The organism is Vibrio sp. Vb1729 (assembly GCF_033338655.1).
Classification (GTDB): Bacteria; Pseudomonadota; Gammaproteobacteria; order Enterobacterales; family Vibrionaceae; genus Vibrio; species Vibrio alginolyticus.
In genome coordinates this window covers 20,602-45,730 of sequence record NZ_JAWOTB010000012.1, presented here as the reverse complement: position 1 = coordinate 45,730, position 25,129 = coordinate 20,602, and the positions used below count along the sequence as shown (strand labels likewise).

The 25,129-nt window shown below is 45.3% G+C and carries 22 protein-coding genes; 11 read left to right on the top strand and 11 right to left on the bottom strand.

The window, feature by feature from the left end:
- The first annotated feature begins 22 nt into the window (after positions 1-22).
- From R7E29_RS08635 to rlmM, 4 genes are read left to right on the top strand one after another with little or no spacing between them, the layout of a single operon-like run.
- A complete protein-coding gene (locus tag R7E29_RS08635) occupies positions 23-943 on the top strand; it encodes a transcriptional regulator GcvA (protein ID WP_005383616.1) in 921 nt (306 codons plus the stop codon).
- Positions 924-1,547, top strand: coding sequence for an alpha/beta family hydrolase (locus R7E29_RS08630; RefSeq protein ID WP_054576935.1), 624 nt, complete (start codon positions 924-926; stop codon positions 1,545-1,547). The genes R7E29_RS08635 and R7E29_RS08630 overlap by 20 nt, the downstream gene beginning before the upstream one ends.
- Positions 1,537-1,935 (top strand): DUF423 domain-containing protein, encoded by a 399-nt coding sequence (locus R7E29_RS08625; RefSeq protein WP_047010151.1) that lies wholly within the window; start codon positions 1,537-1,539, stop codon positions 1,933-1,935. The genes R7E29_RS08630 and R7E29_RS08625 overlap by 11 nt, the downstream gene beginning before the upstream one ends.
- Entirely contained in the window at positions 1,932-3,023 is a 1,092-nt protein-coding gene (gene rlmM / locus R7E29_RS08620) for a 23S rRNA (cytidine(2498)-2'-O)-methyltransferase RlmM (protein WP_017820611.1), read from the top strand. Before R7E29_RS08625 ends, rlmM begins: the two co-directional genes overlap by 4 nt.
- 109 nt (positions 3,024-3,132) lie before the next feature.
- Here rlmM and xni read toward each other — a convergent pair whose 3' ends face one another.
- The 5 genes from xni to queF all read right to left on the bottom strand — a co-directional run bounded on the left by xni (position 3,133) and on the right by queF (position 10,598).
- Positions 3,133-3,915, bottom strand: a complete 783-nt coding sequence (xni, locus tag R7E29_RS08615; RefSeq protein WP_005381982.1) for a flap endonuclease Xni — start codon at positions 3,913-3,915, stop codon at positions 3,133-3,135.
- 58 nt (positions 3,916-3,973) lie between these two features.
- A complete protein-coding gene (ppnN, locus tag R7E29_RS08610; protein WP_005383611.1) occupies positions 3,974-5,350 on the bottom strand; it encodes a nucleotide 5'-monophosphate nucleosidase PpnN in 1,377 nt (458 codons plus the stop codon).
- A gap of 291 nt (positions 5,351-5,641) precedes the next feature.
- Positions 5,642-7,207, bottom strand: coding sequence for a sensor domain-containing diguanylate cyclase (locus R7E29_RS08605; protein WP_005381978.1), 1,566 nt, complete (start codon positions 7,205-7,207; stop codon positions 5,642-5,644).
- A gap of 98 nt (positions 7,208-7,305) precedes the next feature.
- On the bottom strand, positions 7,306-9,588 hold the full coding sequence (locus tag R7E29_RS08600) for a tetratricopeptide repeat protein (RefSeq protein ID WP_017635678.1): 2,283 nt from the start codon (positions 9,586-9,588) through the stop codon (positions 7,306-7,308).
- A 164-nt stretch (positions 9,589-9,752) separates the two neighbouring features.
- Entirely contained in the window at positions 9,753-10,598 is an 846-nt protein-coding gene (gene queF, locus R7E29_RS08595; RefSeq protein WP_005383608.1) for an NADPH-dependent 7-cyano-7-deazaguanine reductase QueF, read from the bottom strand.
- Positions 10,599-10,706: 108 nt separating this feature from the next.
- Here queF and syd point away from each other — a divergent pair, with 108 nt between their 5' ends.
- Positions 10,707-11,252: a SecY-interacting protein gene (syd, locus tag R7E29_RS08590; RefSeq protein WP_005381970.1), complete on the top strand. Its 546-nt coding sequence runs from the start codon at positions 10,707-10,709 to the stop codon at positions 11,250-11,252.
- 2 nt (positions 11,253-11,254) lie between these two features.
- On the top strand, positions 11,255-12,031 hold the full coding sequence (locus R7E29_RS08585) for a Zn-ribbon-containing protein (protein WP_005383605.1): 777 nt from the start codon (positions 11,255-11,257) through the stop codon (positions 12,029-12,031).
- Positions 12,032-12,157: 126 nt separating this feature from the next.
- On the opposite strand, the gene R7E29_RS08580 is transcribed toward R7E29_RS08585, so the two are convergent.
- Genes R7E29_RS08580 through metN form a run of 3 tightly spaced genes read right to left on the bottom strand, consistent with a single transcriptional unit; the run spans position 12,158 to position 14,701 of the window.
- Positions 12,158-12,967 (bottom strand): MetQ/NlpA family lipoprotein, encoded by an 810-nt coding sequence (locus R7E29_RS08580; protein ID WP_005381966.1) that lies wholly within the window; start codon positions 12,965-12,967, stop codon positions 12,158-12,160.
- Between the two features lie 32 nt (positions 12,968-12,999).
- Positions 13,000-13,677, bottom strand: a complete 678-nt coding sequence (locus R7E29_RS08575) for a methionine ABC transporter permease (RefSeq protein ID WP_005383604.1) — start codon at positions 13,675-13,677, stop codon at positions 13,000-13,002.
- Positions 13,667-14,701 carry a methionine ABC transporter ATP-binding protein MetN gene (gene metN / locus R7E29_RS08570; protein ID WP_005381962.1) on the bottom strand — a complete coding sequence of 345 codons (1,035 nt, stop codon included), beginning with the start codon at positions 14,699-14,701 and terminating at the stop codon, positions 13,667-13,669. Before metN ends, R7E29_RS08575 begins: the two co-directional genes overlap by 11 nt.
- Before the next feature lie 341 nt (positions 14,702-15,042).
- On the opposite strand from metN, the gene gmhB reads away from it, so the two are divergent.
- The 4 genes from gmhB (at position 15,043) to treC (ending at position 19,990) form a co-directional block, all read left to right on the top strand.
- Positions 15,043-15,594, top strand: a complete 552-nt coding sequence (gene gmhB, locus R7E29_RS08565) for a D-glycero-beta-D-manno-heptose 1,7-bisphosphate 7-phosphatase (RefSeq protein WP_005381961.1) — start codon at positions 15,043-15,045, stop codon at positions 15,592-15,594.
- A 74-nt stretch (positions 15,595-15,668) separates the two neighbouring features.
- Positions 15,669-16,616 carry a trehalose operon repressor TreR gene (treR, locus tag R7E29_RS08560; protein WP_054576934.1) on the top strand — a complete coding sequence of 316 codons (948 nt, stop codon included), beginning with the start codon at positions 15,669-15,671 and terminating at the stop codon, positions 16,614-16,616.
- A gap of 176 nt (positions 16,617-16,792) precedes the next feature.
- Entirely contained in the window at positions 16,793-18,217 is a 1,425-nt protein-coding gene (gene treB / locus R7E29_RS08555) for a PTS trehalose transporter subunit IIBC (protein WP_005383602.1), read from the top strand.
- A gap of 87 nt (positions 18,218-18,304) precedes the next feature.
- Complete coding sequence (gene treC / locus R7E29_RS08550) at positions 18,305-19,990, top strand: alpha,alpha-phosphotrehalase (RefSeq protein WP_054576933.1); 1,686 nt, start codon at positions 18,305-18,307, stop codon at positions 19,988-19,990.
- An 89-nt stretch (positions 19,991-20,079) separates the two neighbouring features.
- Here treC and R7E29_RS08545 read toward each other — a convergent pair whose 3' ends face one another.
- From R7E29_RS08545 to R7E29_RS08535, 3 genes are all read right to left on the bottom strand, one after another.
- Positions 20,080-20,979, bottom strand: coding sequence for a hypothetical protein (locus R7E29_RS08545; RefSeq protein WP_054576932.1), 900 nt, complete (start codon positions 20,977-20,979; stop codon positions 20,080-20,082).
- 131 nt (positions 20,980-21,110) lie between these two features.
- On the bottom strand, positions 21,111-22,631 hold the full coding sequence (locus tag R7E29_RS08540) for a transcriptional regulator (RefSeq protein WP_005381956.1): 1,521 nt from the start codon (positions 22,629-22,631) through the stop codon (positions 21,111-21,113).
- A 90-nt stretch (positions 22,632-22,721) separates the two neighbouring features.
- Positions 22,722-23,324, bottom strand: coding sequence for a YitT family protein (locus tag R7E29_RS08535; RefSeq protein WP_017635671.1), 603 nt, complete (start codon positions 23,322-23,324; stop codon positions 22,722-22,724).
- Positions 23,325-23,671: 347 nt separating this feature from the next.
- On the opposite strand from R7E29_RS08535, the gene glyA reads away from it, so the two are divergent.
- Positions 23,672-24,922: a serine hydroxymethyltransferase gene (gene glyA / locus R7E29_RS08530; protein ID WP_054576931.1), complete on the top strand. Its 1,251-nt coding sequence runs from the start codon at positions 23,672-23,674 to the stop codon at positions 24,920-24,922.
- The last annotated feature ends 207 nt before the right edge of the window (positions 24,923-25,129 follow it).

Sequence of the window (25,129 nt, the reverse complement as noted above, 5' to 3'; positions counted from 1 at the left end):
CTAATCCTATTAGAGGTCCCATATGTCTCGCAGATTGCCTCCATTAAATTCGCTTCGAGTCTTCGAAGCGGCTGCTCGTCATCTCAGTTTTACACGAGCAGCAGAAGAGTTATTTGTTACTCAAGCCGCGGTCAGTCACCAGATTAAAGCGCTTGAAGAGTTCTTATCATTGAAGCTCTTCCGTCGACGTAATCGTTCTTTGTTGTTAACAGAAGAAGGCCAAAGTTACTTTCTCGATATCAAAGATATTTTCACCTCGATTGCGGAAGCGACAGATAAGGTGTTGGAACGTAGCGAAAAAGGGGCATTGACGATTAGCCTACCGCCGAGTTTTGCTATCCAATGGCTTGTACCTCGTTTGGCCGATTTTAATGCTCAAGAGCCCGATATCGATGTACGTATTAAAGCCGTAGATATGGATGAAGGCTCACTGACTGATGATGTTGATGTGGCGATCTACTATGGCCGTGGGAACTGGCCAGGTTTGCGAGCAGATAAATTGTACCAAGAGTTTTTGATCCCACTTTGTTCACCTTCATTACTTTTGGGTAACAAACCATTAGAATCTTTAAGTGACCTCAAATTACATACTTTGTTACACGATACTTCGCGTAAAGACTGGAAGCAGTTTGCTCGTCATTACAACATTGAAGGCATCAACGTAAACCACGGTCCTATTTTTAGTCACTCAACGATGGTGCTACAGGCTGCTGCGCACGGTCAGGGGGTCGCGCTCGGTAACAACGTACTCGCCAAACCTGAAATGGAAGCCGGACGACTCATTGCACCATTCGACGAGGTGTTGATATCTAAGAATGCATTCTATGTGGTGTGTCATGAACAGCAGGCAGATATGGGCCGAATCGCAACGTTTAGAGACTGGATGTTAGCAACCGCGAGAAAAGAACAAGAGGAAGTATTGGATGAATCACTGGATAGCTGAGGGACCTGAAAACGGACCGCTGTTTATTTTTGCTCACGGCGCAGGTGCGGGGATGGAGCATGATTTCATGACAGCGGTCGCCAAAGGATTAGTGGAGCAAGGTATTCGTGTAGTGCGTTTTAATTTCCCTTACATGGTGAAACGTTCGGAAGATGGCAAAAAGCGTCCGCCCGATCGCGCGCCAAAGTTGCTCGAAGCATACAGCGAAGTGATCGCTCACTTTACTTCTTCTCCCGTGGTTATTGGTGGTAAGTCAATGGGCGGTCGTATGTCGAGCTTGTTGGCTGAAAATGAGCTGGTGTCGGGCATTGCCTGTTTAGGGTTTCCATTTCACCCGCAAGGAAAGCCAGAGAAATACAAAGGCGAGCACTTAGCAACCATTGAGAAACCTACGCTGATTCTGCAAGGGGAACGAGACACCTTTGGTAAGCGTGAGGAATTCGATGATTTCGTCCTTTCGTCACAAGTAACGGTGAGCTTTTTACCTGATGGTGACCACAGCTTCAAACCGCGCAAGAGCTCAGGTCATACTGAAGTGGGTAACATTGCACTCGCGATAGAGCAGTTAGCGGCGTTTATAAAAGAGGTGTACAGTGAAAAGTAAGTGGTTACTCTCATTCTCTGGTCTGTCTGGGCTGCTTTCGGTCGCTCTTGGAGCATTTGCTGCTCATGGGCTAAAAGCGACACTGGCCCCTTATTTGCTCGGTGTATTTGAGACCGGAGTTCTGTATCAATTTATTCACACGTTGGCGATTGTGTTTTGTGCCATTCTGCTTCTGCTCAATTTGGGACAAAAAGCACAAAAATATTTTTTCATTGCGGCGATTTGCTTTATTATCGGCATCTTTTGTTTTAGCGGCAGTCTTTACGCGCTGGCGCTGACGGGCATTAAGTGGTTTGGGCCAATTACTCCTGTGGGAGGATTACTGTTCATGATTGGTTGGTGTCTGTTCTTTTTTGCTGCGTTCAATATCAAAGAGGTCTCCAAGTGAAACAACTAATGCTCTATTGCCGTTCTGGCTTTGAGAAAGAGTGTGCTGGTGAAATTCAGGACAAAGCGACACAGTTGGAAGTGTATGGCTTCCCTCGTGTGAAGAGAAACTCAGGTTATGTTGTCTTCGAGTGTTACCAAGATGGAGATGCCGACAAACTTGCGAGAGGTTTAGACTTTAAGTCTTTAATTTTTGCTCGACAAATGTTTGCGGTAGCAGCTGAGTTTCAATCGTTGCCAAGTGATGACCGAATTAGTCCAATTTTGAATGAACTAGCAGACATCGAAGCATTCCCTCGTTGTGGTGATTTGAGAATTGAAACGCCAGATACAAATGAAGCGAAAGAGCTACTGAAATTCTGCCGTAAGTTTACCGTCCCAATGCGTCAAGCGTTGCGCGGCAAAGGCTTAATGCTGAACAAAGATAACGCGAAAAAACCAGTACTGCACATTTGCTTTGTTGAGCCTGGCCACTGTTACGTTGGTTACTCTTACACTGACAACAACTCACAGTTCTTCATGGGTATCCCTCGCCTTAAATTCCCAGCAGACGCCCCAAGTCGTTCAACACTTAAACTGGAAGAAGCATTTCATGTCTTTATTCCACGTGAAGAGTGGGATGAGCGTTTGGCACCAGGTATGTGGGGTGTGGATTTAGGTGCATGTCCAGGCGGTTGGACGTACCAATTAGTGAAGCGCTCAATGTTCGTTCACTGCGTTGATAACGGCATGATGGCAGACAGTTTGATGGAAACTGGCCAGATCAAACACCATATGGTGGATGGTTTTAAGTTCGAACCAGACCGCAAGAACGTAACATGGATTGTTTGTGACATGGTGGAAAAGCCAGCTCGTGTTGCTCACCTGATGGGACAGTGGCTGTTAAAAGGTTGGGCAAAAGAGGCTATCTTTAACCTTAAGCTGCCAATGAAAGGGCGTTATGACGAAGTGCTGCAAGACCTTGAAAATCTGAAGCAGTTCCTCATTGATAATAAGGTAAAGTTCAAGCTACAAGCTAAACATTTGTATCATGATCGTGAAGAGATCACGATTCATATCCAATGTCTGTCGAATATTTCACCTTACTAACTTTATTCCCCGAGTCTTTTGGGAATAGTGATTAGAATAGAAAAAGCGCCTTCAAATGGCGCTTTTTTAATATCTGCCGGATTTCATGGTGTGAAACTACCATCGGACACTACTCCGCTTTGTTTGGCCCTAAAAAGCGAATATCTTGCAAGTTAAAGCCTAGTTCTATATCGCACTTTAAAGCGGCGACGCGTTTACATAAACGAGCAGACTCAATGTGCTCATCCAATTTTTTACGGTATTTCGGTACGAGATCTTCACTAGCGTAGGCAGCTTCAATACTCTCAAACTGAGTGAGAATCTCTTTCGCTGCTTTCGGGCCAATTCCAGGTACGCCCGGAACCTGGCTAGAGCTTATCCCTGTCAATCCCCAGTAATCCGCTAGTTGACTTGGTTTTACGCCGAACTCTTTTTCGATAAATGGTTCATCTAACCAACGATGTTGGAAATAATCACGGATTTGTAGGGTAGGGGAAAGTAGCTGGCAGTAACCTTTGTCAGTCGAAACGATGGTGACTTTTTCACCATGGCTGGCCACTTTCGTTGCGAGTGTAGCAACCAAATCATCTGCTTCATCGCCTTCAGACAGCAATGAATCAATACCTTGCTCCCACCACGCTTGTTGAATCGCATCTAACCCTTGCAGTAGTGGCAGAGGCATTGGTTTTCGGTTTTGCTTATAGTCAGGGAGAATTTCAGCGCGCCAACCTCTGTCTTGTTCGTGGTGATCAAAAACTGCGATGATGTGTGTCGGGTTGGCCTCTGACAGAATGCGAGTGAGGGTTCTTTGCGTTGTGGTTATGGTTCTTGCTATGTCGGTTGGATCTGGTTGTGCTGAGTGCACTCGGCGGATCAGGTTTAGGGCATCAATGATAACAAGATGAATAGACATAATGACTTAGCAATAAAAAAGGGGCGTAATGCCCCTAGTGTAACGAATGCTAGCCTGACTATCGACCACCAATTTCCGGGTGAGCGATTCGATAACACGGTTCGTAGTCTGAACCGCCAGGTAATTTCATTCGGTGCTGTTCGACAAAGTCTTTTAGCAACTTATCGAGTTTTTTCATGAGGACTGCGTCGCCATGAATGGTGAAAGGCCCTCTACGTTCTATTTCTCGAATACCTTCAGCCTTTACGTTACCTGCCACTATGCCAGAGAAGGCTTGACGCAAGTTGGCCGCTAAAACTTGCGGTTCTTGATCTAGGCTTAAATCCAATTGTTCCATCGACTCATGAGTAGGTTCAAATGGCAGTTGGAAGTTTGGCTCAATTTTCAATGACCAGTTAAAGCTGTACGCATCGCCTTTCTCTTTTCGGTGAAGGCGTACCGAGTCCATGGAGCGTTTCATAATACGAGCGACTTCTGCCGGGTCGTCAATGATGATCTCGTAGTGCTTTTGCCCTTCCTCACCAAGTGTGTCGCGAATGAACTCATCAATAGAGCGGAAGTACTCTTCACTCTCTTTTGGTCCTGTTAATACGATAGGCATTGGCTGATCGGCGTTATCCGGGTGCATCATGATGCCAAGAATGTACAGTAGCTCTTCCGCTGTGCCCGGGCCACCTGGGAAAATAACGATACCATGAGCCATACGGACGAAAGCTTCCAAGCGCTTTTCGATGTCGGGCATGATGACCAGCTCATTTACTATTGGGTTTGGTGGCTCGGCCGCAATAATCGAGGGTTCGGTTAAACCAAGATAACGTTGCTGAGTATAACGTTGCTTTGCGTGCCCAATTGCTGCACCTTTCATCGGCCCTTCCATTGCACCAGGGCCGCAACCTGTGCAGATGTTAAGTTCACGCAGGCCCAGTTCGTTACCCACTTCACGTGTGTACTGATACTCCACTCCATTGATAGAGTGACCACCCCAACATACGACAAGATTCGGTGCGATACCTGGAGTTAATGCTCTGGCATTACGAAGAATGCCGAACACGAGGTTCGTAATGTGAATTGGGTTAGTAAGGTTGAGCCGCTGGGCGTCTGCCAAATGCATGTTTACGTAAACGATATCACGCAATACGGAGAACAGATGCTCTTGGATACCTTTAATTATTTCGCCGTCAACAAAAGCGTGCTCTGGCGGATTAGTCAGCTCAAGCTTAATACCACGCTCACGACGCACGACGTTGACATCAAACGATTGGTATTTATCGAGCAGTTCTTTCGAGTTATCGGTATGGCTACCGGAGTTCAACACCGCTAATGTGCAATTACGGTACAGCTGATAAAGTTCACTCGAGGCTGTGTTCTTTAAGCGCTCTACTTCTAGTTGAGATAGCAAGTCCATGCTACCAGCGGGGCTTATATGGGTAATCATAACGCCTCCTTGTGTTGCATTAATTTGAGGGAAAGTACCAACTTACCTTTTTGGTGTTATACGTATGGTTTGATGAAAGGTAGTTGGCCGATTTGGTTTTATGGTTATCAACTCCCAAGCAACCTCAAGATGATACATTTGCCTTTTATAAATACATCATCTTGAAGTGACTTGGGTTTTTACAGCTTAGCAGACTAAAAGGGAAGAAATGTGATAACTCGTTGAAAATGGGTGGTTATAAAGCGTAGATTGCACCAAATTTGGTTTGTTTGCTCGCTTTTTGTACGAATCTTAGCTCCAGTTAAGCTGGTTTGTTCCACGTTTTTTAGCGTCCGCAAGCATCTTGCCAAGACGATCGAGCACATACTCTGGCGTATCGGACTCTTTGAAAGACGTCGATACAGCAGCTAAGGTAATCATGATATTTTGCTCACGGAACTTAAAGGGTAATTGGCTAATATCACGCTGGATATGCTTAATCAGATCCAGTGTGTATTCTTCAGATTGTTCCGGGACGAGTAGAATAAACTCCTCGCCACCAAAGCGAGCCACTGTTTCCGTTTCTGATACGCGCTTGTTAATAGTACGAGCGATGATCTTCAGCGCTTTATCGCCAGCCGTATAACCATAGCTATCATTCACCGCTTTGAAGTTGTCTACATCAAATAGCACAACACGAAGGTTTTGCTGAGAGCGAATCCAACGGCGATACTCTAGCTCTAGTCGATCGTTAAATGCAGTGCGGTTATAAACTTTAGTCAGCGGGTCGAGCAACATACGCTGAGCTTGGTCATCTAAGCGTCGACGATAATCTTGCGTAGTTTCAAATACCGCTTCGAGTTGGTTCTTACTGTAACTTAACCGCTCTTGCAGCGCTTGCTCTCGCTCTTCCGTCATTTTCAGTCGCTCTGTCAGCGACGCCATTTTTTCGAGAAGAGGCGTGATTTCTTTTTTCACAACCGCGATATCTTGAGCTTGATTAAGTGACTTTTGGCTTAATTCAACCAAGCTGTTCATTTCTGTGTTGAGCTCTTGGCGGTGTTCAAAGTAGGTATGATGCTGGTCGACGTTCTGATGAACGGTTTTTAGGTTACTTGCGAGAGAAGTGTTCAGCTGATCAAGGAATTGGCTAGACGCCTCGCGCTCGAACTTTGTTGCTTCGACAACCAATTTCAGCGTTGAGAGCGTAAGCTCAATGAGAGACTCGGCACTCACGCCAAGGAGCAACTTAGCGCGAATATCCAGCAATCTATCGCCTGATTCTCCCTCGAAATCCAGCTCTGTAATAGTATGTTGAAGGTCGCTGGCCAAGCATTCAAGTTGAGATCTGTCAGGATTGTTTTCAAATTCACTAAGATGTAGACGTGAATTAGACGTAATGATTTTCAGAGCGCGTTCGTAAATACTCAGTAGCTTAGTGGCTTGATCAGCTTTATTGCTGGCGTGAACTTCAGAGAAACTCATCAGGTTCCGTAGTTCACGTTTTAACTGCGCAGGTAAGCCAGTGACACGTTGCAGTGTTTCACCACTGTGCTTGATTTGTTCGTCAAGGTAACCGTTCTGTTTATCCATCGTCTTCGACTGCTGTTTGAGCATCCTCTCTAATACCGCTAAACGCGGGATAAGAGTGCTGATATCTTTTTGATGTTGCAGCTCTTGTTGGATTTCAAATAGGTAGTTGGATACCTGAGTGTTCGAACCCTGGCAAGCTGAAGACAATGATGCCACAACGCGTTTAAGAACTTGTTGTTCACGTTTGAATTTGAGTGAAGTATCACGATGAGTCAGTCTGAGTTGGTCAAGTTGACAACTCAGCTGATGCAGCTGCGACTGAATATCGGATTCCAAGATTCCCATGAAGTGACTACGGTTAAGTCCATGTACTACTGACAATTATCTGATAATAACAAAAAACTTTATAGCGTCATTAGTTATTACGTTCAACAGGCGTTTAATTATCCATTTTTTAATATTTTCTTGATGTCGTCCTCATTCTTGTAGGACGAATGGATCTTGATCAGGCCTTGGCTAATGGCATGTTGACAGGCAGTTCTTATGTTACCTGTTGCAAAGCTAGCAGCAGGCGCATTATCGATGGCTTTTAAGAACACCCAGTGGCTTTGCTTATCCTTCAAGCTGACTTCTCGTGCGATGTGAGTAGCAAGCAATAACAGATCGAGTAATTCCTCATCGTTAATTGCAGTGTAGGCTCGGGGTAAGAACGGATAATCGCTGATGCCCATACGAATAATACGATTGACGTTGTGCTGCTGTGCGAACTCATCCACCCAAGTCTGGAATTTTTCGAACATGACTTCGGCAGAAGCATCACGGTCAGCGTTCGGTTCTATGTAGAGTAAGTTCGCATCTGAGAAATGGTAAAGACGCGACGGTTTTTCTATTTTTTCCGCAAGGAAGTCGCCAAATGCCCGTTCTAGTTCTAGACCTGCCTTATAGCCGTTATGGACGTACATGCTTCGTAAGAATGGCAAATCGATCATAACAAAGCGTAGGCGATCATTAAGTGGTTCGTGGATCAGTTCACCCATTTGCCATTGCTCGAAAGTTTCGCTCGACTTTTTCAATGAGCGAGAAAGCTTAACATTCAGCATACGCAAGTTACGTAAACGAGAGCGAGAGTGGGTGAAGAGGTCGTTACGCAGTTTTTCGATTTCACTTGCTTGGCGCTGCATAATGACACCACGGCGCATAATGAACAAAAACATGACCAAGACAGTAATAAACAATGCAAATGAGATTTTCTGGAATTTACGATGCTCTCTTTCCACTTGCTCTAAGCGTTCTGATTGACCGATGTAATGGATGGTTTGTTCGGCAAATTCTTTTTGCTGACGGAACGCATCCTCACTGATTTGGTTAAGCTGCTTTTGTTCTAGACGAACGAGGTTGGTGTATTTTTTATAAGCTTGCAGAGAAAGTTTGTATTCGCCTGCCTGCTCGTAACCCAACCCAAGTAAACGGTATGACTGCTGCTTAATGAAGTTGTTATTTTCAGGTGACTTTTCAGCAAGTGCTAACGCCAGCTTAGCATTAGTAATGACGTCTTTACTGTCATTTTGATGATAAGCCAGACCTGACTGAAGCAGGGCAGCCTTTGCTTCAAGCTTAGGAATATTGGTGTATTCTAAAAGCTCTTTAGAGCGGTCTAAGTACTGCTCTGCTAGCGCGTAGTTATAGAGTTGTAGGTAGGTAGCCGCCAAGCTTAAGCGAATTTTAATGATTCTATTGATGTTCTTACTGGTACTTTCATGGTCAAGCACGTTGAAGTAATGCACTAACGCAAGGTTAAACTTACCCTGATAAAAGTAGATGTCGCCCATTTGCTCTAGGACGTCCGCTAGGATCGGAGAGCTAGGGTAAGAGTCATAAAAATCTGCGGCTTGAGATAAGTATTCGATCGCTTTGTCGTACACTCGTCGCTCCTGGAAGAGCCTAGCCAAAAGGCGATTCACTTTTGCTAATCTTGCACCACTGTTACTTTCAATAGATTGCCAATAACCGTATAGCAGCTCTGACAAAGCCAAATTGTATTTCTTGCTATTGAGGTAAAACTCGCCGACGGCTGTGTAGTAGTCGATCAAGGCTAACTCAGAGCGGCTATCGTCAAGCATGGTCTTTGCTTCAGAGTACAAGTTTTCCGCTTTAATGATATCGCCACTATGTGAAGCGAGGAGTGCTCTTTGCATCACTAGTCGGTAGCGAACGCTGTCGGTGCGTTGTAATACGGCATCGGCTTCATCGAGCTGTTGTTCAATTTGGTTAAGCGTGTCTTCCGCTTTTGAGTAGTTTTCGTCGTACATCCAAATCATTTGGTTGCGCATCAGCTGGAGATCTAAGTCCATGTACGGCAATTGATATTCTTGCGCTAAGCGTTCCGCTTTATTTAGGTGCTCGATAGCCGAACGAACATTACCCATGGCGTAATCTGCCTGAGCGATAATCTTGTGCGCTTCGATGGTGCTGCTTGGTGTGCGAACGCTACGATCTGTTTCGTCGCGAGACATGGCTGAAGGGCTGTCACTTTCTTTGCGTTCTGTTAGCTCACGCTGTGACAAATAGTTGGTTGCCGCTTGTTTTGCTTGTGATGGCTCTATTTCCGCCAATTGTTGTGCTTCGTTGAGTAACGCGGACGATAAAATGGTAGCATGAAGTGGCTGTACAAACAGCAAGCAAAGAAAGCCAATCAACTTGAATAGACGCGAACTGTCCCAAAACATCCTTTCGTTCCCTCGAACTGTTTTTAGATATGGCGATAACGGCGAAAAGCCTCAATTAGCCGTTTAAATGCGGGTTGAAGCCATTTGATATAGTAACATGCTTGGACAATAAAAACGTCCGGCAACCCTTTAGATTGCCGAACTTATTTCTGTTGCCTATGCGCTTACTGACGAGCCATACGGTGATTGTGAGCTGGCTTATCTTGTTCCGTTGAGCGGTAAGGGTTGATATCCAAGCCTCCACGGCGCGTATAGCGGGCAAATACGGTCAGTTTGCTTGGTTGGCAGTATTTCATTAGATCCGTAAAAATACGCTCTACACACTGTTCGTGGAACTCATTGTGCTCGCGGAAAGACACTAAGTAACGTAACAGCTTCTCACGATCTATTTTTGCGCCTTGGTAGCGAATTTCTACGCTGCCCCAGTCTGGCTGGTTAGTGATCAAACAGTTTGATTTCAATAGGTGGCTATGTAGCACCTCTTCAACTTGTACTTCACCTGCTGCACCTTCAAGCAAATCGGCATCGAAATCGTAACTGGTGATGTTAATGTCTTGGTCATCAATACATTCACCGTCCATTGTTACGATAGGTTGATTGGTATAGTGGGTCACTGGATTCACCTCAACCAGCACCTTTTCACCTGCGCATTCAGAAAGGTCTTGTGTTAAACGCTCAGTCACTTCTTCCCAGCTTGCAAAGCGGGTTTGGTTATAGCTGTTTAAGTACAGTTTGAAAGACTTCGATTCAATCAAGTTTGCGCTGGTGGCTGGAATGTATACTTCGCCAACGGCCACTTGTGGTAAACCTTTACTATTTAACCAAGACAGTTCATACAGCGTCCAAATGTCGTGCCCCATGAAAGGCAGAGTATCGCCTAACTGAAGGTCATCTCGGTTCAGGCTGCGAGGGACTGGTTGCAGCAAGCTTGGGTCATACTGGTTCGCATACTCGGTCGTTTTACCTAGTGTTAGGCCAGCAAGCTCTTTAGCGTCAGAATATTTGCTCATACTTTGTGGTCGTTTTCGATTAGAATGGCGAGAATTTTACTGAATCCGCTGGTCAATTGCCATCCGGCAAGTACGGCTATCTGATAAATAAGGAATGAGGAGACCTTCATGACCCAAAACGTTACTCAGGCGCTACAAGAGTTCAGCCTGCGCTACCAACAAGCTTGGCAAGCTAAGCACAATGAGTTGCCAAGCAGTGAAGAGCTTGCAGAGCTTGTTTCTCCTTGTGTCGAAGAGAAGCGTGATGGAAAGGTGCTTTGGAAAGCGGTCGCACGTGATGAAATGGCCGATTTCACCAATGTGGAAAATGCGATTGAGTTGTCACTGCAAGATGATGTTAAAGCCTTTTATGGTTCTCAATACTGCGCCGATATGGAGGCAACTTGGCAAGGTAATTCGTTGACGCTGCTGCAAGTGTGGAGCGATGACGATTTCGTGCGTCTACAAGAAAATATTCTTGGTCATTTGGTGACGCAGCGCCGCTTGAAACTTAAACCAACAGTATTTATCGCAGCGACAGATGAGGAAATGGATGTGATTTCTATTTGTAACCTCACTGGCAATGTGATTCTAGAGCGTTTGGGCACCTCTAAACGTGATGTATTGGCAGATTCATTGGTTGAGTTCTTGAATAAGTTAGAGGCTGCCGTCTAAGTATGTATGTTGTTGAGTTGCAGTTTGAGTGTTTTGATAACACCACCGTCAGCGCGGTAGACAAAGCCATTAATGGCTTGATGGATGCTCTGCGTTACAACGGCCAAGTATTAGGTCGTGAATTCCCGATAGTGATGGGAGAAGGTGAATTTTTCGTTCGTGTTGTTTGCCCAGAACAAGACAGCTTGCATCCACGTTATCACTCAGATTTCGTCAAAGTGTGCATGAACCGTTTGTCGGATGCGTCTTTGCTTGCTCCGAAAATGCGTATGCTGGGGCGTGATTTGAATTCAGAACAAGCAGCCGAAGAAGAGACACCTAGCTGGCAAGTGTTGTACACGACTTATGTTCATACGTGTTCGCCTTTGCGAAGTGGTGAAACCCTGTTGCCAATTCCTTTGTATCGCAATGAGCCAACACTTAATGGAGACCATAAAGCCGTCATTAAGTGGCAGACTGAGTGGCAAGCGTGTGATGAAATCCAAATGGCAGGGGGTTGCCGAGCGGAACATGCGGCGCTGCACGAAATTTGCGATGTGGATAGTGTGCTGTTTCGCCGAGGTTGGGACTTACGTGGCCGTATCGAATACATCACGAAGATCCCTACGTACTATTACCAGTATCGTGTCGGAGGTCAGTCGCTGGAGAGCGAGAAAGCGCGCAAGTGTCCAAAATGCGATGGCGAGTGGCTACTCGATGAGCCACTACATGACATATTTCATTTTAAGTGTGATGACTGCCGAATCGTGTCGAATATCTCTTGGGACCATCTTAAGTAGCGAATTGAAGCTACTTAAATGGGTAGATAGACAAATAGAAAGGGCTGATGTTTTCACATCAGCCCTTTTGTGTTTAGAACGTTTATGTTTAGAACGTTGTTTTCAGTCATGTTTTGAAAAGTGGGATTACCAACCTTTCACAACACCGCCTTTGAACAGCTCTTTTGCCGCTTCGTAAACTTCTTCCGTTTGGTAAGCTTTTACGAAGTTTTGTACGTTTTGCGCATTAACATTTTCTTCGCGAGCGACAATTAGGTTTACGTATGGTGAGTCTTTATCTTCAACGAACACGCCGTCACGCTCTGGCGATAGGTCGATAGAGCTTGCGTAAGTGGTGTTGATGATAGATAGCGTTACGTCATCCAGTGAACGTGGAAGCTGTGGGGCTTCTAGTTCAATGATTTCGATATTTTTAGGGTTGCCTACGATGTCACGTACTGTAGCGAGTAGACCAACGCCATCACGTAGCGTAATTAAACCTTGCTGCTCAAGAAGCAGTAGTGAGCGACCTAGGTTAGTTGGGTCGTTTGGTACTGCGATGCGTGCGCCATCTTGAATTTCATCAATTGATTTTACTTGCTTTGAGTAACCAGCAATAGGGTAAACGAATGAGTTACCCGCGATAGCCAGTTTGTAGCCGCGGTCTTTCACTTGTTGGTCTAGGTATGGTTTGTGCTGGAACGCATTCGCGTCTACTGAACCATCATCCAGAGCGGCGTTTGGTGTTACGTAATCGGTAAATGTTACTAGCTCAACATCTAGGTTGTATTTCTCTTTTGCTACTTTAGCGGCAACTTCGGCTACTTGTGCTTCAGCACCAGCAATAACGCCAACTTTTACTTTGTTTACGTCTACTTCTTTGTCGCCGCAACCCGCTAGAGCAAGAGCAGAGGCGGCCGTTGCTACAGTCAAAAGACCTTTAAGGCTAAATTTCATCTTTATCTCCTTATAATTTGTATTTTTGATGCTTATCTGTGGTCTACACGGCGCACCACTGCGTCGCCGATAGACTGAATAATCTGTACTAGAACAATCAACATCACGACAGTCACGGCCATGATAGTTACATCGTAGCGGTGGAAACCGTAACGAATGGCTACGTCGCCTAGGCCGCCGCCGCCTACCGTACCCGCCATAGCTGAGTAGCTAACGAGAGTGACCAACGTAATCGTTACTGAGTTAACAATAGTCGGCATTGCTTCAGGTAGTAGAACTTTTGTGATGATCTGTGTTGGTGTCGCCCCCATTGACTGCGCTGCTTCCACCAAGCCTGTCGGTACTTCTAATAAAGCACCTTCAATGAGACGAGCGACAAAAGGAATGGCGCCAATAGTCAGTGGGACGATTGCTGCGGTTGTGCCGATAAAGGTTCCAACCAGCATTTTTGTCACTGGAATAATCGCAACCATCAGTACGAGGAATGGCACTGAGCGACCAATGTTAACGATAGCGCCTAAGCCGCTATTTAGTTTGGTGTTTTCAAGTAGGCCGCCTTTCTTAGTAATATGGAGGATTACGCCTAATGGAATACCCACAGCAAAGCCGACTAATCCGGCAACCGCAACCATGTAAAGCGTTTCCCACGTTGCACCTAAAAGTAGTTTGCTGTTTAAGCTCAGCCATTCAGAAATCGTATTAAAGGACATAACCAAGTACCTCTACTTTTACGTTGTGCTTACGCAGGTATTCAAGAGCTGCGTTGTCATCTTCTTCGTTACCAAATAGCTCTGCGACCATCATGCCGAATTTCACGCCACCAGCGTAATCAAGGTCGGAACTCAAAATACTCACATCAATATTGTATTTACGAGAAATTTGCGACATTAACGGTGCATCGACGGTTGCGCCAGTAAACTCTAAGCGAACCAACGGGTAGCTGCCATCAACACGCTCTGCTTGCAGACGAGCTTGGTAATCTTCAGGAATGGAAAGATCCAGCGTTGAGCGAATGAATTGGTGCGCTAGCTCTGTCTTAGGGTGCGCAAAAATATCGCCAACGGTGCCTTTTTCCACCAGCTCACCACCACCGATGATTGCTACTTCGTGACAGATACTTTTTACGACTTCCATTTCGTGAGTGATAAGTAAAATCGTGATGTTGAGTTTGCGGTTGATCTCTTTCAATAACTCAAGGATAGATTGAGTTGTTGCCGGGTCTAGCGCACTAGTGGCCTCATCACAAAGCAGCACGCTAGGATCGGATGCCAATGCACGAGCAATTGCCACACGCTGTTTTTGGCCGCCACTTAAGTTAGATGGGTAGCTCTCGTGTTTGTCGGCTAAGCCTACAAGCTTTAGCAACTCAGTTACTTTTGTTGTGATTTGCGATTTGTCTTTACCTGCCAGTTCTAGTGGCAGTGCTACATTATCAAACACAGTACGAGACGAAAGCAGGTTAAAGTGCTGGAAGATCATGCCAATGTTACGGCGTGTTTCGACTAGTTGTTTTTTGCTGAGTTTGGTTAGATCCACACCATCAACGATGATGGAACCAGAGGTCGGCGCTTCTAACATGTTTACGCAGCGAATCAGCGTACTTTTACCAGCACCTGATGAACCGATAACACCAAAGATGGTGCCTTTGTCGATGTGTAGGTTAATGTCTTTCAGGGCAAGGATTTCCTTACTGCCTTGGTAGAACACTTTATTGACGTTTTTTATTTCTATCATGTTTCAACCTGCCCAAAGATACGGGGAACTTCGCTGTCAAAAACGGCCTTTGACAGAACTTAATGTTGAGCTTTATCTCAATTTTCAGTTGATGCTATGGGTTAAGCAGAATGAAGTCAATAGATATTTTTACGTCTAGACGTCTAAATGTATGGATGTTCTGTTTTAAAACGAAGATGTATAGATAACAAGCAGGAGGTAGACGGCGGGGCACCCTCAGATTTACCGATTCTTGCCCAACAAATCAACCGTTTTGTCGAGGCCTAGAATGAATTAGATAGTGTTGAAGTTTATAAGGTATGTAATAATCTGATTAAACCGAGTTAATAGAGAAATACGTTTTGGCAAAACCTGCTGTTTTTATCGATCGTGATGGCGTGATAAACGTTGACCACGGCTACGTTCATGACGAACATGATTTTGAGTACATTGATGGTGTATTTGAAGCGACGAAAGCGCTAAAAGATAAAGGCTACCTTCTAGTGTTAGTGACGAATCAATCGGGCATCGCACGCGGTAAATTCAGTGAAGACCGTTTCTTGTCTCTGACTCAATGGATGGATTGGAACTTTGCTGATAATGGTGTTGAGTTCGATGGTATCTATTACTGTCCACATCATCCAGAACATGGCATTGGCGAGTACAAGCAAGATTGTGAGTGCCGTAAGCCAAAACCAGGCATGTTCATTTCTGCGCGTGACTTCTTGAAGATCGACATGGAGAAATCTGTGATGATCGGCGATAAAGCTGAAGACATGATGGCAGCAGAAGCGGCAGGCGTTGGCACTAAGATTTTGGTTCGCACTGGTAAGCCAGTAACGGAACAGGGCGAAGCCATTGCAACGGTAGTATTAGATAGCATTGCAGATGTGCCTGCGTACTTAAACAAGTAATCTTCATTACTGACTGAGATAAGGGAAGCCGCTGCTTCCCTTTTGTTTGATTCCTTCTTTTAGTCTGAACACTTATGAGCAAAAAACTCACCATTCTTGATATCGCGAAATTGGCTGGCGTGGGCAAATCGACGGTCAGCCGTGTGCTTACCAATGATCCCAAGGTAAAACCGCAAACGCGAGAGAAGGTTGAGCAAATCATTCGTGAATCTGGTTATGTGCCGTCCAAATCTGCGCAATCAATGCGTGGCGGCCGCCAAAAAGTTATTGGGGTTATCATCTCCCGTTTAGATTCACCATCAGAAAATCGCGCCGTTGGTACAATGCTCAATGCTTTGTATTCCGCTGGTTATGATGCGGTGATCATGGAGAGCCAATTCGATCGCGATAAAACCAATGAACATTTGGATGTGCTTAAACGTCGCAACGTCGATGGGGTGATCGTGTTTGGCTTTACTGGATGTGATGAGCGAGCATTGGCGGAGTGGGGGAATCGTATCGTCGTGATCGCGATGGACACGCAAATGGTTTCTTCGATCAACTACGACAACCAAGGTGTGATAGACATGGCTTTGTCTCATCTTGAGCAGCAATCTTTATCTCGCATTGCTTATATTGGTGTTGACCCTGAAGACAAAACCACTGGCTTAGCTCGTCTAAATGCTTATAAAGCTTGGTGTCAACGCAAACAAATTACACCTTGTTTCCAGACGGGTAAGCTGAGCCATGAAAGTGCTTATCAGTTGGTAGACAAAGTCCTTCAATCTGACACTCAGGCCATCGTGTGCGCCAGTGACACCATCGCGTTGGGCGTGATTAAGCGTCTTCAAGAGTTAGGACGTGAAGACGTGGTTGTGACAGGTGTTGGAGGTAATGAATTGCTCTCTTTCCTTTTCCCTAAAGTATTTAGTGTCGACCCAGGTTATACCCTTGCAGGTGAGAAGTCCGCTAACATGCTGATCAATCAATTAAATGGCGATGAGGAAGTGGTTCACTTTACTCAACAGCCTATCGTTTGTTAATCCACACTAAAACGATCTGCTCTAAAATTATACTGTGATCATTCTCAATTAATGGGACTGTTCCCATTTTGTTTTTTGTCTTCGAATGGCAATATTAAAATTAAGAAATGGGAATGTTCCCATTTATAAAAACAAAATGATGAATCGAATGTATCCAATACAGGGTGGACAAAGTTATGAGTAAGATTGCGCGTAAAGACGTGGAGCGTCTTATTGAGCTGGTCGGGGGGCCGGACAATATTGCCAGTGTAAGTCACTGTTTAACTCGCTTGCGTTTTGTTCTAAATGATACGGACAAAGCAGATACGAAACAGTTAGAAACATTACCGATGGTGAAGGGCTGTTTTACCAACGCAGGCCAGTTCCAAGTGGTTATCGGTACTGAAGTGGATGAAGTTTACAAGGTACTGATCGGACTGACGGGTAAAAGTGAAGCCAGCAAAGACGAAGCGAAGAACGCTGCTCGTCAAAACATGAATATCGTTGAGCGTGGTATTTCCCACCTTGCAGAAATCTTTGTACCACTGCTACCAGCGATCATCACCGGTGGTCTGATCCTTGGTTTCCGTAACGTGATTGGCGACATCAAGATGTTTGATGGTCAAACGCTAACGGAAATCAGCCAGTTTTGGGCAACGGTACACTCTTTCTTATGGCTGATTGGTGAGGCGATCTTCTTCTTCCTACCAGTTGGCGTGTGTTGGTCGACAGTGAAAAAGCTCGGCGGTACTCCGATTCTGGGTATCACGCTTGGTGTAACATTGGTTTCGCCGCAGTTGATGAACGCCTACCTGATTGGTAAGCAAGTACCCGAAGTGTGGGATTTTGGCTTATTCGCCATCGAAAAAGTGGGCTATCAGGCGCAAGTGATTCCAGCAATGCTTGCTGGTATGGCTCTGGCGTTTATTGAAACCAACTTAAAACGCATCATTCCGTCTTACCTTTACCTAGTGGTCGTGCCGTTTGTCTCAATCATTGTGTCTGTGATTCTTGCGCACTCTATCATTGGTCCATTCGGTCGTATGTTGGGTGACGGCGTTGCTTTCGCAGCAAAAGCAGCCATGACGGGTGACTTCGCAATGATTGGCTCAACCATCTTCGGCTTCCTATACGCGCCATTGGTCATTACTGGTATTCACCACACCACCAACGCGGTTGACCTTCAATTAATGCAAGAGCTAGGCGGCACGCCAATTTGGCCTCTGATTGCGCTTTCAAATATTGCTCAAGCGTCTGCGGTCGTCGGCATCATTATCATCAGTAAAAAACATGGCGAGCGTGATATCTCAGTACCTGCGGCTATCTCTGCTTACCTTGGTGTGACCGAGCCGGCGATGTACGGCATCAACTTGAAATACAAGTTCCCAATGCTGAGCGCGATGATCGGTAGTGCGTGTGCTGCTGCTATTTGTGGTAGTGCGGGCGTAATGGCGAACGGTATCGGTGTGGGCGGTTTGCCGGGCATCTTATCTATCCAACCGCAGTTCTGGGGCATTTTTGCTTTGGCTATGTTAGTCGCAATGCTGGTACCTGCTGCATTAACGTTAATTCTTTATAAGCGTGCACAAGCCAAAGGTGAGCTTGAGCCTGCAAACGCGTAATTCTATTTGAGGCAGTGACTTGGCTGCCTCCTCCTATTTTTCTTTTCAAATTTTAAGTTTCCGATTACTGGTAAGTGAGTGTTAGAAATGGCTATGACCAAGCATGATGAGAGCTGGTGGAAAACCGCAACCATCTATCAAATTTACCCAAAAAGCTTTTGTGACAGTGGCAGTAAAGGCACGGGCGACATCAAAGGGATCATTTCTAAGCTGGATTATCTTAAGCATCTTGGTGTGGATGCGATTTGGCTGACGCCGGTTTACCAATCACCAATGATCGACAACGGTTATGACATATCCGATTACTACTCGATCAACCCTGAGTTCGGCACTATGGAAGATTTCGATACTTTGCTAGCAGAAGCGCATCAGTTGGGCATTCGTATTATCATGGACATTGTAGTGAACCACACGTCGACAGAACACAAGTGGTTCCAATCCGCACTGGGTGATAAAAACAGCCCATACCGTGATTACTACATTTGGAAAGATCCGGTAGATGGTGTAGAACCAAACAACTGGCAATCTAAGTTTGGTGGTAACGCTTGGGCGCTGGATGAAAAAACAGGCCAGTACTATTTGCACCTTTTTGCTAAAGAGCAAGCGGACTTAAACTGGGAAAACCCAGTAGTGCGTGAAGAAGTGAAAGAAGTCATCAGCTTCTGGGCAGACAAAGGTGTCGATGGTTTCCGTCTCGACGTTATCAACCTGATTTCCAAGCAGCAAGATTTTCCAAGTGACGATATTGGTGATGGTCGTCGTTTCTACACGGATGGTCCACGTGTGCACGAATACCTTCAAGAGATTAGCGAATCTGTGTTTCAAAAATACGGCAGCGTAACAGTGGGTGAAATGTCTTCCACCACACTAGATCACTGCCAGCAATATTCTTCGCTAGACGGCAAAGAGCTATCCATGGTGTTCAACTTCCATCATCTGAAAGTCGATTATCCAAATGGTGAAAAATGGACCAAAGCGCCGTTTGATTTCATTCAGTTAAAACAGATCTTCAATCATTGGCAAACGGGCTTAAATGGCAAAGGGTGGGGGGCGCTGTTCTGGTGTAACCACGACCAGCCACGCGTTGTGAGCCGATTAGGTAACGACGAGCAATACCGTGTTGAATCTGCCAAGATGCTTGCGGCATCAGTGCACATGATGCAAGGCACACCTTATGTTTACCAGGGGGAAGAGATCGGCATGACCAACCCGGGTTATACCGAAATCAGCCAATATCGTGATGTTGAAAGTACTAACATGTACGACATCATGGTCAACCGTGATGGTGTATCTCATGACGATATGATGGCGATCTTGGCACAGAAGTCGCGTGATAACTCACGTACACCAATGCAATGGAACAGTGCAAAACACGCGGGCTTTACTGAGGGCACGCCGTGGCTTGAAGTGGCGCAGAATTACTCTGAAATCAATGCTGAAGCTGCGGTTGCCGATTTGAACTCGGTGTTCTACTTTTACAAGCGTCTGATTGAACTGCGTAAACAGGTTCCAGTTATCACCGATGGCCGTTACGAGGACCTGCTGCCAGAGCACAAACGTATTTTCGCTTACGCTCGTCAGAACGATAAGCAAACGCTGCTGTGTATCAATAACTACTACGCAGAAGAGGTGGAATGCGTTCTGCCAGAACGTTTTGATATGAGTAAAGCGAAAAACTTGCTATCTAACTATCAAAACTCAGCGAGCGCAGTCGCGTCAAACCATCAAGTGTTACGACCTTACGAAACTCGTATTTTATTGATAGAAGAATAAACTCGGGTGTCATCACCCCCTAAGGTTGATGTTCGAGATGAAGGCTTTGGTGTGCTCCCCAAAGCCTTCTTTTATTGAGATATCCTAGCTTATTTTGTTTCAATCGCTGTTAGCTGCACTTTCTCTTCATTGATTTGTACTTGTTGTACTTTCAGCAGTTCAATTTGTTCAATCAGACCTAAGCTCGGATTAAACCAACGTTCTGCCGAAGTGGCGAACTCCATTGATTCCATATCATCACAGTTTAGGTTGTAGATGTTCTCTTCCATCAGGTATGCCGCTTCAATTTTCTTGCCTGAGATCGAGAACGCTTTACGCACACCAGTCTCTCGGATTTGCTGTTGCCAAACCACTTGGCAAGATGCTGTCATAGGAAGGTTTTGTACCCACTCATGATCTTCAAAACGGTCTAGAAGGTTGTGAACTGCGTAGCCTGTAAGAGTGGTTTGCAGAGACATAGTTTCTTCACCGATGTCAATATTCGGGCTTTTCTCTTTTACGTCGTCACCGTTTAGGCGGAAAATCGGACTGCTGTGCATAAGCATGGCAATAAACTGATGACCAATGAAATAAGCGTCAGTGATTTCATGGAGTGCACCATCTGATCCTGCAAAGTAAAGCGTATTGCTCTCTTCGTCGTCGTTGTACTGCTCGTCTGAATAGTAGAACTGTTCGGCGCCGTAGTTCACCAAGTCATTAACCAACTGGACCATTGCCTCGCTGTTTGGGATTTGTGCCAATGCTGCCAATATTTGCTCGCGACCCATCGCTTGGAAGCTCAGTTTCATGTCGCCTTCTGGTTGGCCATCCAAGCTAAATGCGTAGTTTAGCTGTGTGCTTGGCGTGGGAGCGAAGATTGAGTTGTGAATCGAGACGTCGAAACTTTCTTGAGGCACTTTGTTTGGATTCGCACTGCCAGAAGACGAACCTCCGCCACAGCCGTAAAGAGCCAGAGTTGCTGCTGCGATAAGCGTCATTTTGTTTAGCATGGTTTACATTCCTGATTGATAAGGCCGTTTCATGTTGGGCCGTTGCTTGAATGCGAGCATGCTAAGTTCAGTGAGAGAAAAAGGGCAAAAAACAAAAGCTAACAGGGGTTAATGAAAGCTTAATTTTATATTTAGGTCTTTGTTTTATTTGGGGTTATTTCGTTGGCTACGTTAGTGCAATACTCGTTAATGAGCGCTTTCCATCGGCTTATGATTTCTTGATCGGTCACACTAACATGCAACGTTTTCCACGGTTGGAGGCAAGTCTCTTTTGATTCAGATTGAGAAAGACGTTCAAACAAGGTTTCGGAAGGTAAAACGCGCAGCAGCGCCACCAGTGATTCCATGTAGTTGAGACGGAACTGTTCAAGTTTGTTCTGCTTATAAGCAATGTGAGACACAAAGGTATAAATCAGTGCGTTTTGGATGCGTGAGTCGCCATCTGGTGTCGTTAACAGAGCTTTTGCCCTGTCTAAGTTACCTAATTTGAAATGCAATAGACCTAACCAGAGGCTCAGCTCATCTGGCAAAACATCAAACGACGATTGTACTTGAGTTAAATACGCTTCCAGCTTTTGATGTTCGTGCTCGTATAAGGCGAGATGTCTTGCCGTTGTGATAGCCGCAAACTCATCAGATTGTCGGAGAGGTTGGCTAGAAAAGGCATTCTCGAATAACATTTTTTTGTGAACACCCGAAAGCTGCCACGTACTTGCCGAAGGTGCAGGCAGATTGAAGTATTGCGCGACATCCGAGTGCATTTGGAAAATATCCGATTGTAGGTCAGATAAACGCAGTGTGTACTCATTGCGAAACGCCAGCTTGCCCGTCGCAGGATAAATAAGGTTCATCTGCGCTTTCAAGATGCCTTGCTCTGCGCCGTCTTTTAACTCGATATTGAGCTCGTAGTCGCTGGTCTGCATGTTTCGTGCGCCAGGGAAATATGGCGTATGACCGATAGGATCAAGAAAGTAACTGGGAGCATCTTGGTTGGCGATGTCGGTGTATGGATATTCGACCTGTTGTTGCAGCAAGATGGCTTTGACCAGTATGCGGTATTTTCGCGCCTGAGAGCCGATTGAATCGACACGGTTGAGTAGTAGCTCGACTTTGGGAATCAGTAGTTGATGACGTGTTTGCTGTGTTGAGATTTCTTGGCGTTGCCATAACAAGCTTGCGAGTGTCATGCTACATACCGCAAGTATGGCACACAAGCTATAAGCAAAAATTAGCTTGAAGTTTTTACGGTTCGCAACTTGAGCTGTAATAGCACGTCGATGGTTTTTCTCTGGTGGCACTAAACGGATATTCGCTGGGTTTAGAAAGTAACCTTTGCGAGGATAAGTGACCAAGAGCTTAGTCGCATCGTACTCGGGGAGATGCTGTTGTAGCAGCGCACGTAAGGTGCTAATGCGGTTAGTGAGTACATTCTTAGAGATGAATTTGCTCTGCCAAATGGTTTCGATAATGGTATCGGCAGAGAGCGGATGTCCCACGCTTGTTAGCAGCAGTTCTAATAATTCAATGGTGCGAGGTTCAAGATCAATCGCGATAGCATCTTGATGAAGGGTCTGTGTCTTCGGGTTATAGATCAGCTCTCCAATCGCAATACAACTGTGAGTCTGTTTAGCTTGTTGCAGAAAGTCGCGCATACCGTACCGATCTATTTGGAAATCGCGAAGTATTATATAGCGATGGGAGCGCGAAATCTTATAAATCGCACTTCAATCATTATCAAAAATTTATGAACCGTAGGTCACGGAATAGCGGTGCGGTTTGTGGTTCATCGCTAACACGAGATTGAGTGCAAACGCCCCCAAAATTGAAAGGCCAATCACTTCTGGTGTGACAAAGAAGAATGAAGCAAACAGGATACATGCATCGATTGCCATTTGGCTTTTGCCAACTGAAATGCCAAATTTGTCTTGGATAAACAAACACAGCACGTTAAAGCCACCCAAGCTGGAGCGATGTCGGAATAGGATCAGCATACCGAGCCCCATTAAAAGCCCGCCTGCGACGGCGCAATAAACTTCATTTACCGATTCGAGCGAGATTAGCAAATAAAGATGATCGGCAAAGATAGAAACCAACGCGCCAGAAATGGCACTATTAATGGCGAAATGACGGCCGAAGCGTTTCCATGCTAGTAAGTAAAAAGGACTGTTTGCTAAAAAGTACAGCACACCAAAGGTAAAAGGTGTAAATTGGCTAATAAGCAGAGCCAATCCAGTCGTGCCTCCCGTTAGAAGGTTAGCGGATTGGAGAAAGAAAACGCCTTGAGCTACTAAAAAGGTACCCGTGAGAATCGCTATCCAGTCTTCTTTTAATGAGTGTTTTTCCATCAATGTTGCAGTCATTAGTGATAAATAAGGCGTGCATAGTAGTAAAAAGATGATCTTTTCGGTAGCTAGAGGGTAAAATTTACGGTAAACCTATGTAATTGCTGTTTTACAGGGTGTAAAGCACAAATTTGACAGGCAATAGATTGTCGTTATGCGATTGCAATGCTGGCATGATAAACATTGCTTGTCATCATGAAAAAACTGCATGAGAAAAATTGTAAATTTCTCTTTATGACCTAAATCAAATTATGTAGAATGCGCGCCATTAGGGTGACGAAAACGTTTGCGTCGGGTCATTCAACAGTTTTTTTGCAACTTTCAGTACTAATCTGAGTCAGGAGATACAGATGCTTAAGCGTGATATGAACATCGCAGATTACGATGCGGAACTGTTCGCAGCTATCCAGGAAGAAACTCTTCGCCAGGAAGAACACATTGAACTTATCGCTTCTGAAAACTACACAAGCCCACGTGTAATGGAAGCGCAAGGTTCTCAGCTAACGAACAAATACGCTGAAGGCTACCCAGGTAAGCGTTACTACGGCGGTTGTGAGTACGTAGATAAAGCTGAAGCACTAGCAATTGAGCGTGCATGCCAACTATTTGGTTGTGAGTACGCTAACGTACAGCCTCACTCAGGTTCTCAAGCAAACAGCGCAGTTTACATGGCGCTTCTTAACCCTGGCGATACAGTTTTAGGCATGAGCCTAGCACACGGTGGTCACCTAACTCACGGTTCACCAGTAAACTTCTCGGGTAAGCACTACAACGTTATCCCTTACGGTATCGATGAAGCTGGTCAAATCAACTACGACGAGATGGAACAGCTAGCACTTGAACACAAACCTAAGATGATCATCGGTGGTTTCTCTGCTTACTCGCAAATCGTTGATTGGAAACGCATGCGTGAAATCGCTGACAAAGCAGGTGCTTACTTATTTGTTGATATGGCGCACGTAGCTGGTCTTATCGCTGCCGGTGAATACCCAACACCAGTACCGCATGCTCACGTGGTAACAACAACGACGCACAAAACACTAGCAGGTCCTCGCGGTGGTCTTATCTTGTCAAATGCTGGCGAAGATATGTACAAGAAATTGAACTCAGCAGTGTTCCCTGGTGGTCAAGGTGGCCCTCTAATGCACGTTATCGCTGGTAAAGCAGTAGCGTTCAAAGAAGCGATGGAGCCAGAGTTCAAAGCTTATCAAGCTCGCGTAGTGAAAAACGCAAAAGCAATGGTTGGTCAGTTCCAAGAGCGTGGCTACAAAATCGTATCTAACGGTACAGAAAACCACTTGTTCCTTGTTGACCTAATCGACAAAGATATCACTGGTAAAGACGCAGACGCGGCACTAGGTGCAGCAAACATCACTGTAAACAAGAACTCAGTACCAAATGACCCACGCAGCCCATTCGTAACGTCTGGTATCCGTGTAGGTACGCCAGCGATCACTCGCCGTGGCTTCACTGAAGAAGATGCAAAAGAGCTAGCAAACTGGATGTGTGACGTTCTAGATAACATCGTCAACGAAGAAGTTATCGAAGCGACTAAACAGAAAGTGCTAGAAATTTGTAAGCGTCTACCAGTTTACGCCTAACATTTTTTGAAAATAACTCAGGCGAACTCGTTCTATTTCTGCGATTCGGTTTGATTATTTGATTGATGAAAGGTCCTCATTTGAGGGCCTTTTTGTTTGTCTGGCGTTTGGAATGAGATATAGCGAGAGAGTGTGATAAGGGGATGGCTACCAACACTGTCCCTTTTCAATATATCCAAACCACGTCATTCCGACGAGCCTAGGCGA

Bases quoted from the DNA above. Each gene is read 5' to 3' on its own strand.
- R7E29_RS08635 (WP_005383616.1), top strand. From the start codon at position 23: ATGTCTCGCAGATTGCCTCCATTAAATTCGCTTCGAGTCTTCGAAGCG.
- R7E29_RS08630 (WP_054576935.1), top strand. From the start codon at position 924: ATGAATCACTGGATAGCTGAGGGACCTGAAAACGGACCGCTGTTTATT.
- xni (WP_005381982.1), bottom strand. From the start codon at position 3,915: ATGTCTATTCATCTTGTTATCATTGATGCCCTAAACCTGATCCGCCGA.
- ppnN (WP_005383611.1), bottom strand. From the start codon at position 5,350: ATGATTACCCATATAAGCCCCGCTGGTAGCATGGACTTGCTATCTCAA.
- R7E29_RS08605 (WP_005381978.1), bottom strand. From the start codon at position 7,207: ATGGGAATCTTGGAATCCGATATTCAGTCGCAGCTGCATCAGCTGAGT.
- R7E29_RS08600 (WP_017635678.1), bottom strand. From the start codon at position 9,588: ATGTTTTGGGACAGTTCGCGTCTATTCAAGTTGATTGGCTTTCTTTGC.
- queF (WP_005383608.1), bottom strand. From the start codon at position 10,598: ATGAGCAAATATTCTGACGCTAAAGAGCTTGCTGGCCTAACACTAGGT.
- syd (WP_005381970.1), top strand. From the start codon at position 10,707: ATGACCCAAAACGTTACTCAGGCGCTACAAGAGTTCAGCCTGCGCTAC.
- R7E29_RS08585 (WP_005383605.1), top strand. From the start codon at position 11,255: ATGTATGTTGTTGAGTTGCAGTTTGAGTGTTTTGATAACACCACCGTC.
- R7E29_RS08580 (WP_005381966.1), bottom strand. From the start codon at position 12,967: ATGAAATTTAGCCTTAAAGGTCTTTTGACTGTAGCAACGGCCGCCTCT.
- R7E29_RS08575 (WP_005383604.1), bottom strand. From the start codon at position 13,677: ATGTCCTTTAATACGATTTCTGAATGGCTGAGCTTAAACAGCAAACTA.
- metN (WP_005381962.1), bottom strand. From the start codon at position 14,701: ATGATAGAAATAAAAAACGTCAATAAAGTGTTCTACCAAGGCAGTAAG.
- treR (WP_054576934.1), top strand. From the start codon at position 15,669: ATGAGCAAAAAACTCACCATTCTTGATATCGCGAAATTGGCTGGCGTG.
- treB (WP_005383602.1), top strand. From the start codon at position 16,793: ATGAGTAAGATTGCGCGTAAAGACGTGGAGCGTCTTATTGAGCTGGTC.
- treC (WP_054576933.1), top strand. From the start codon at position 18,305: ATGGCTATGACCAAGCATGATGAGAGCTGGTGGAAAACCGCAACCATC.
- R7E29_RS08545 (WP_054576932.1), bottom strand. From the start codon at position 20,979: ATGCTAAACAAAATGACGCTTATCGCAGCAGCAACTCTGGCTCTTTAC.
- R7E29_RS08540 (WP_005381956.1), bottom strand. From the start codon at position 22,631: ATGCGCGACTTTCTGCAACAAGCTAAACAGACTCACAGTTGTATTGCG.
- R7E29_RS08535 (WP_017635671.1), bottom strand. From the start codon at position 23,324: ATGGAAAAACACTCATTAAAAGAAGACTGGATAGCGATTCTCACGGGT.
- glyA (WP_054576931.1), top strand. From the start codon at position 23,672: ATGCTTAAGCGTGATATGAACATCGCAGATTACGATGCGGAACTGTTC.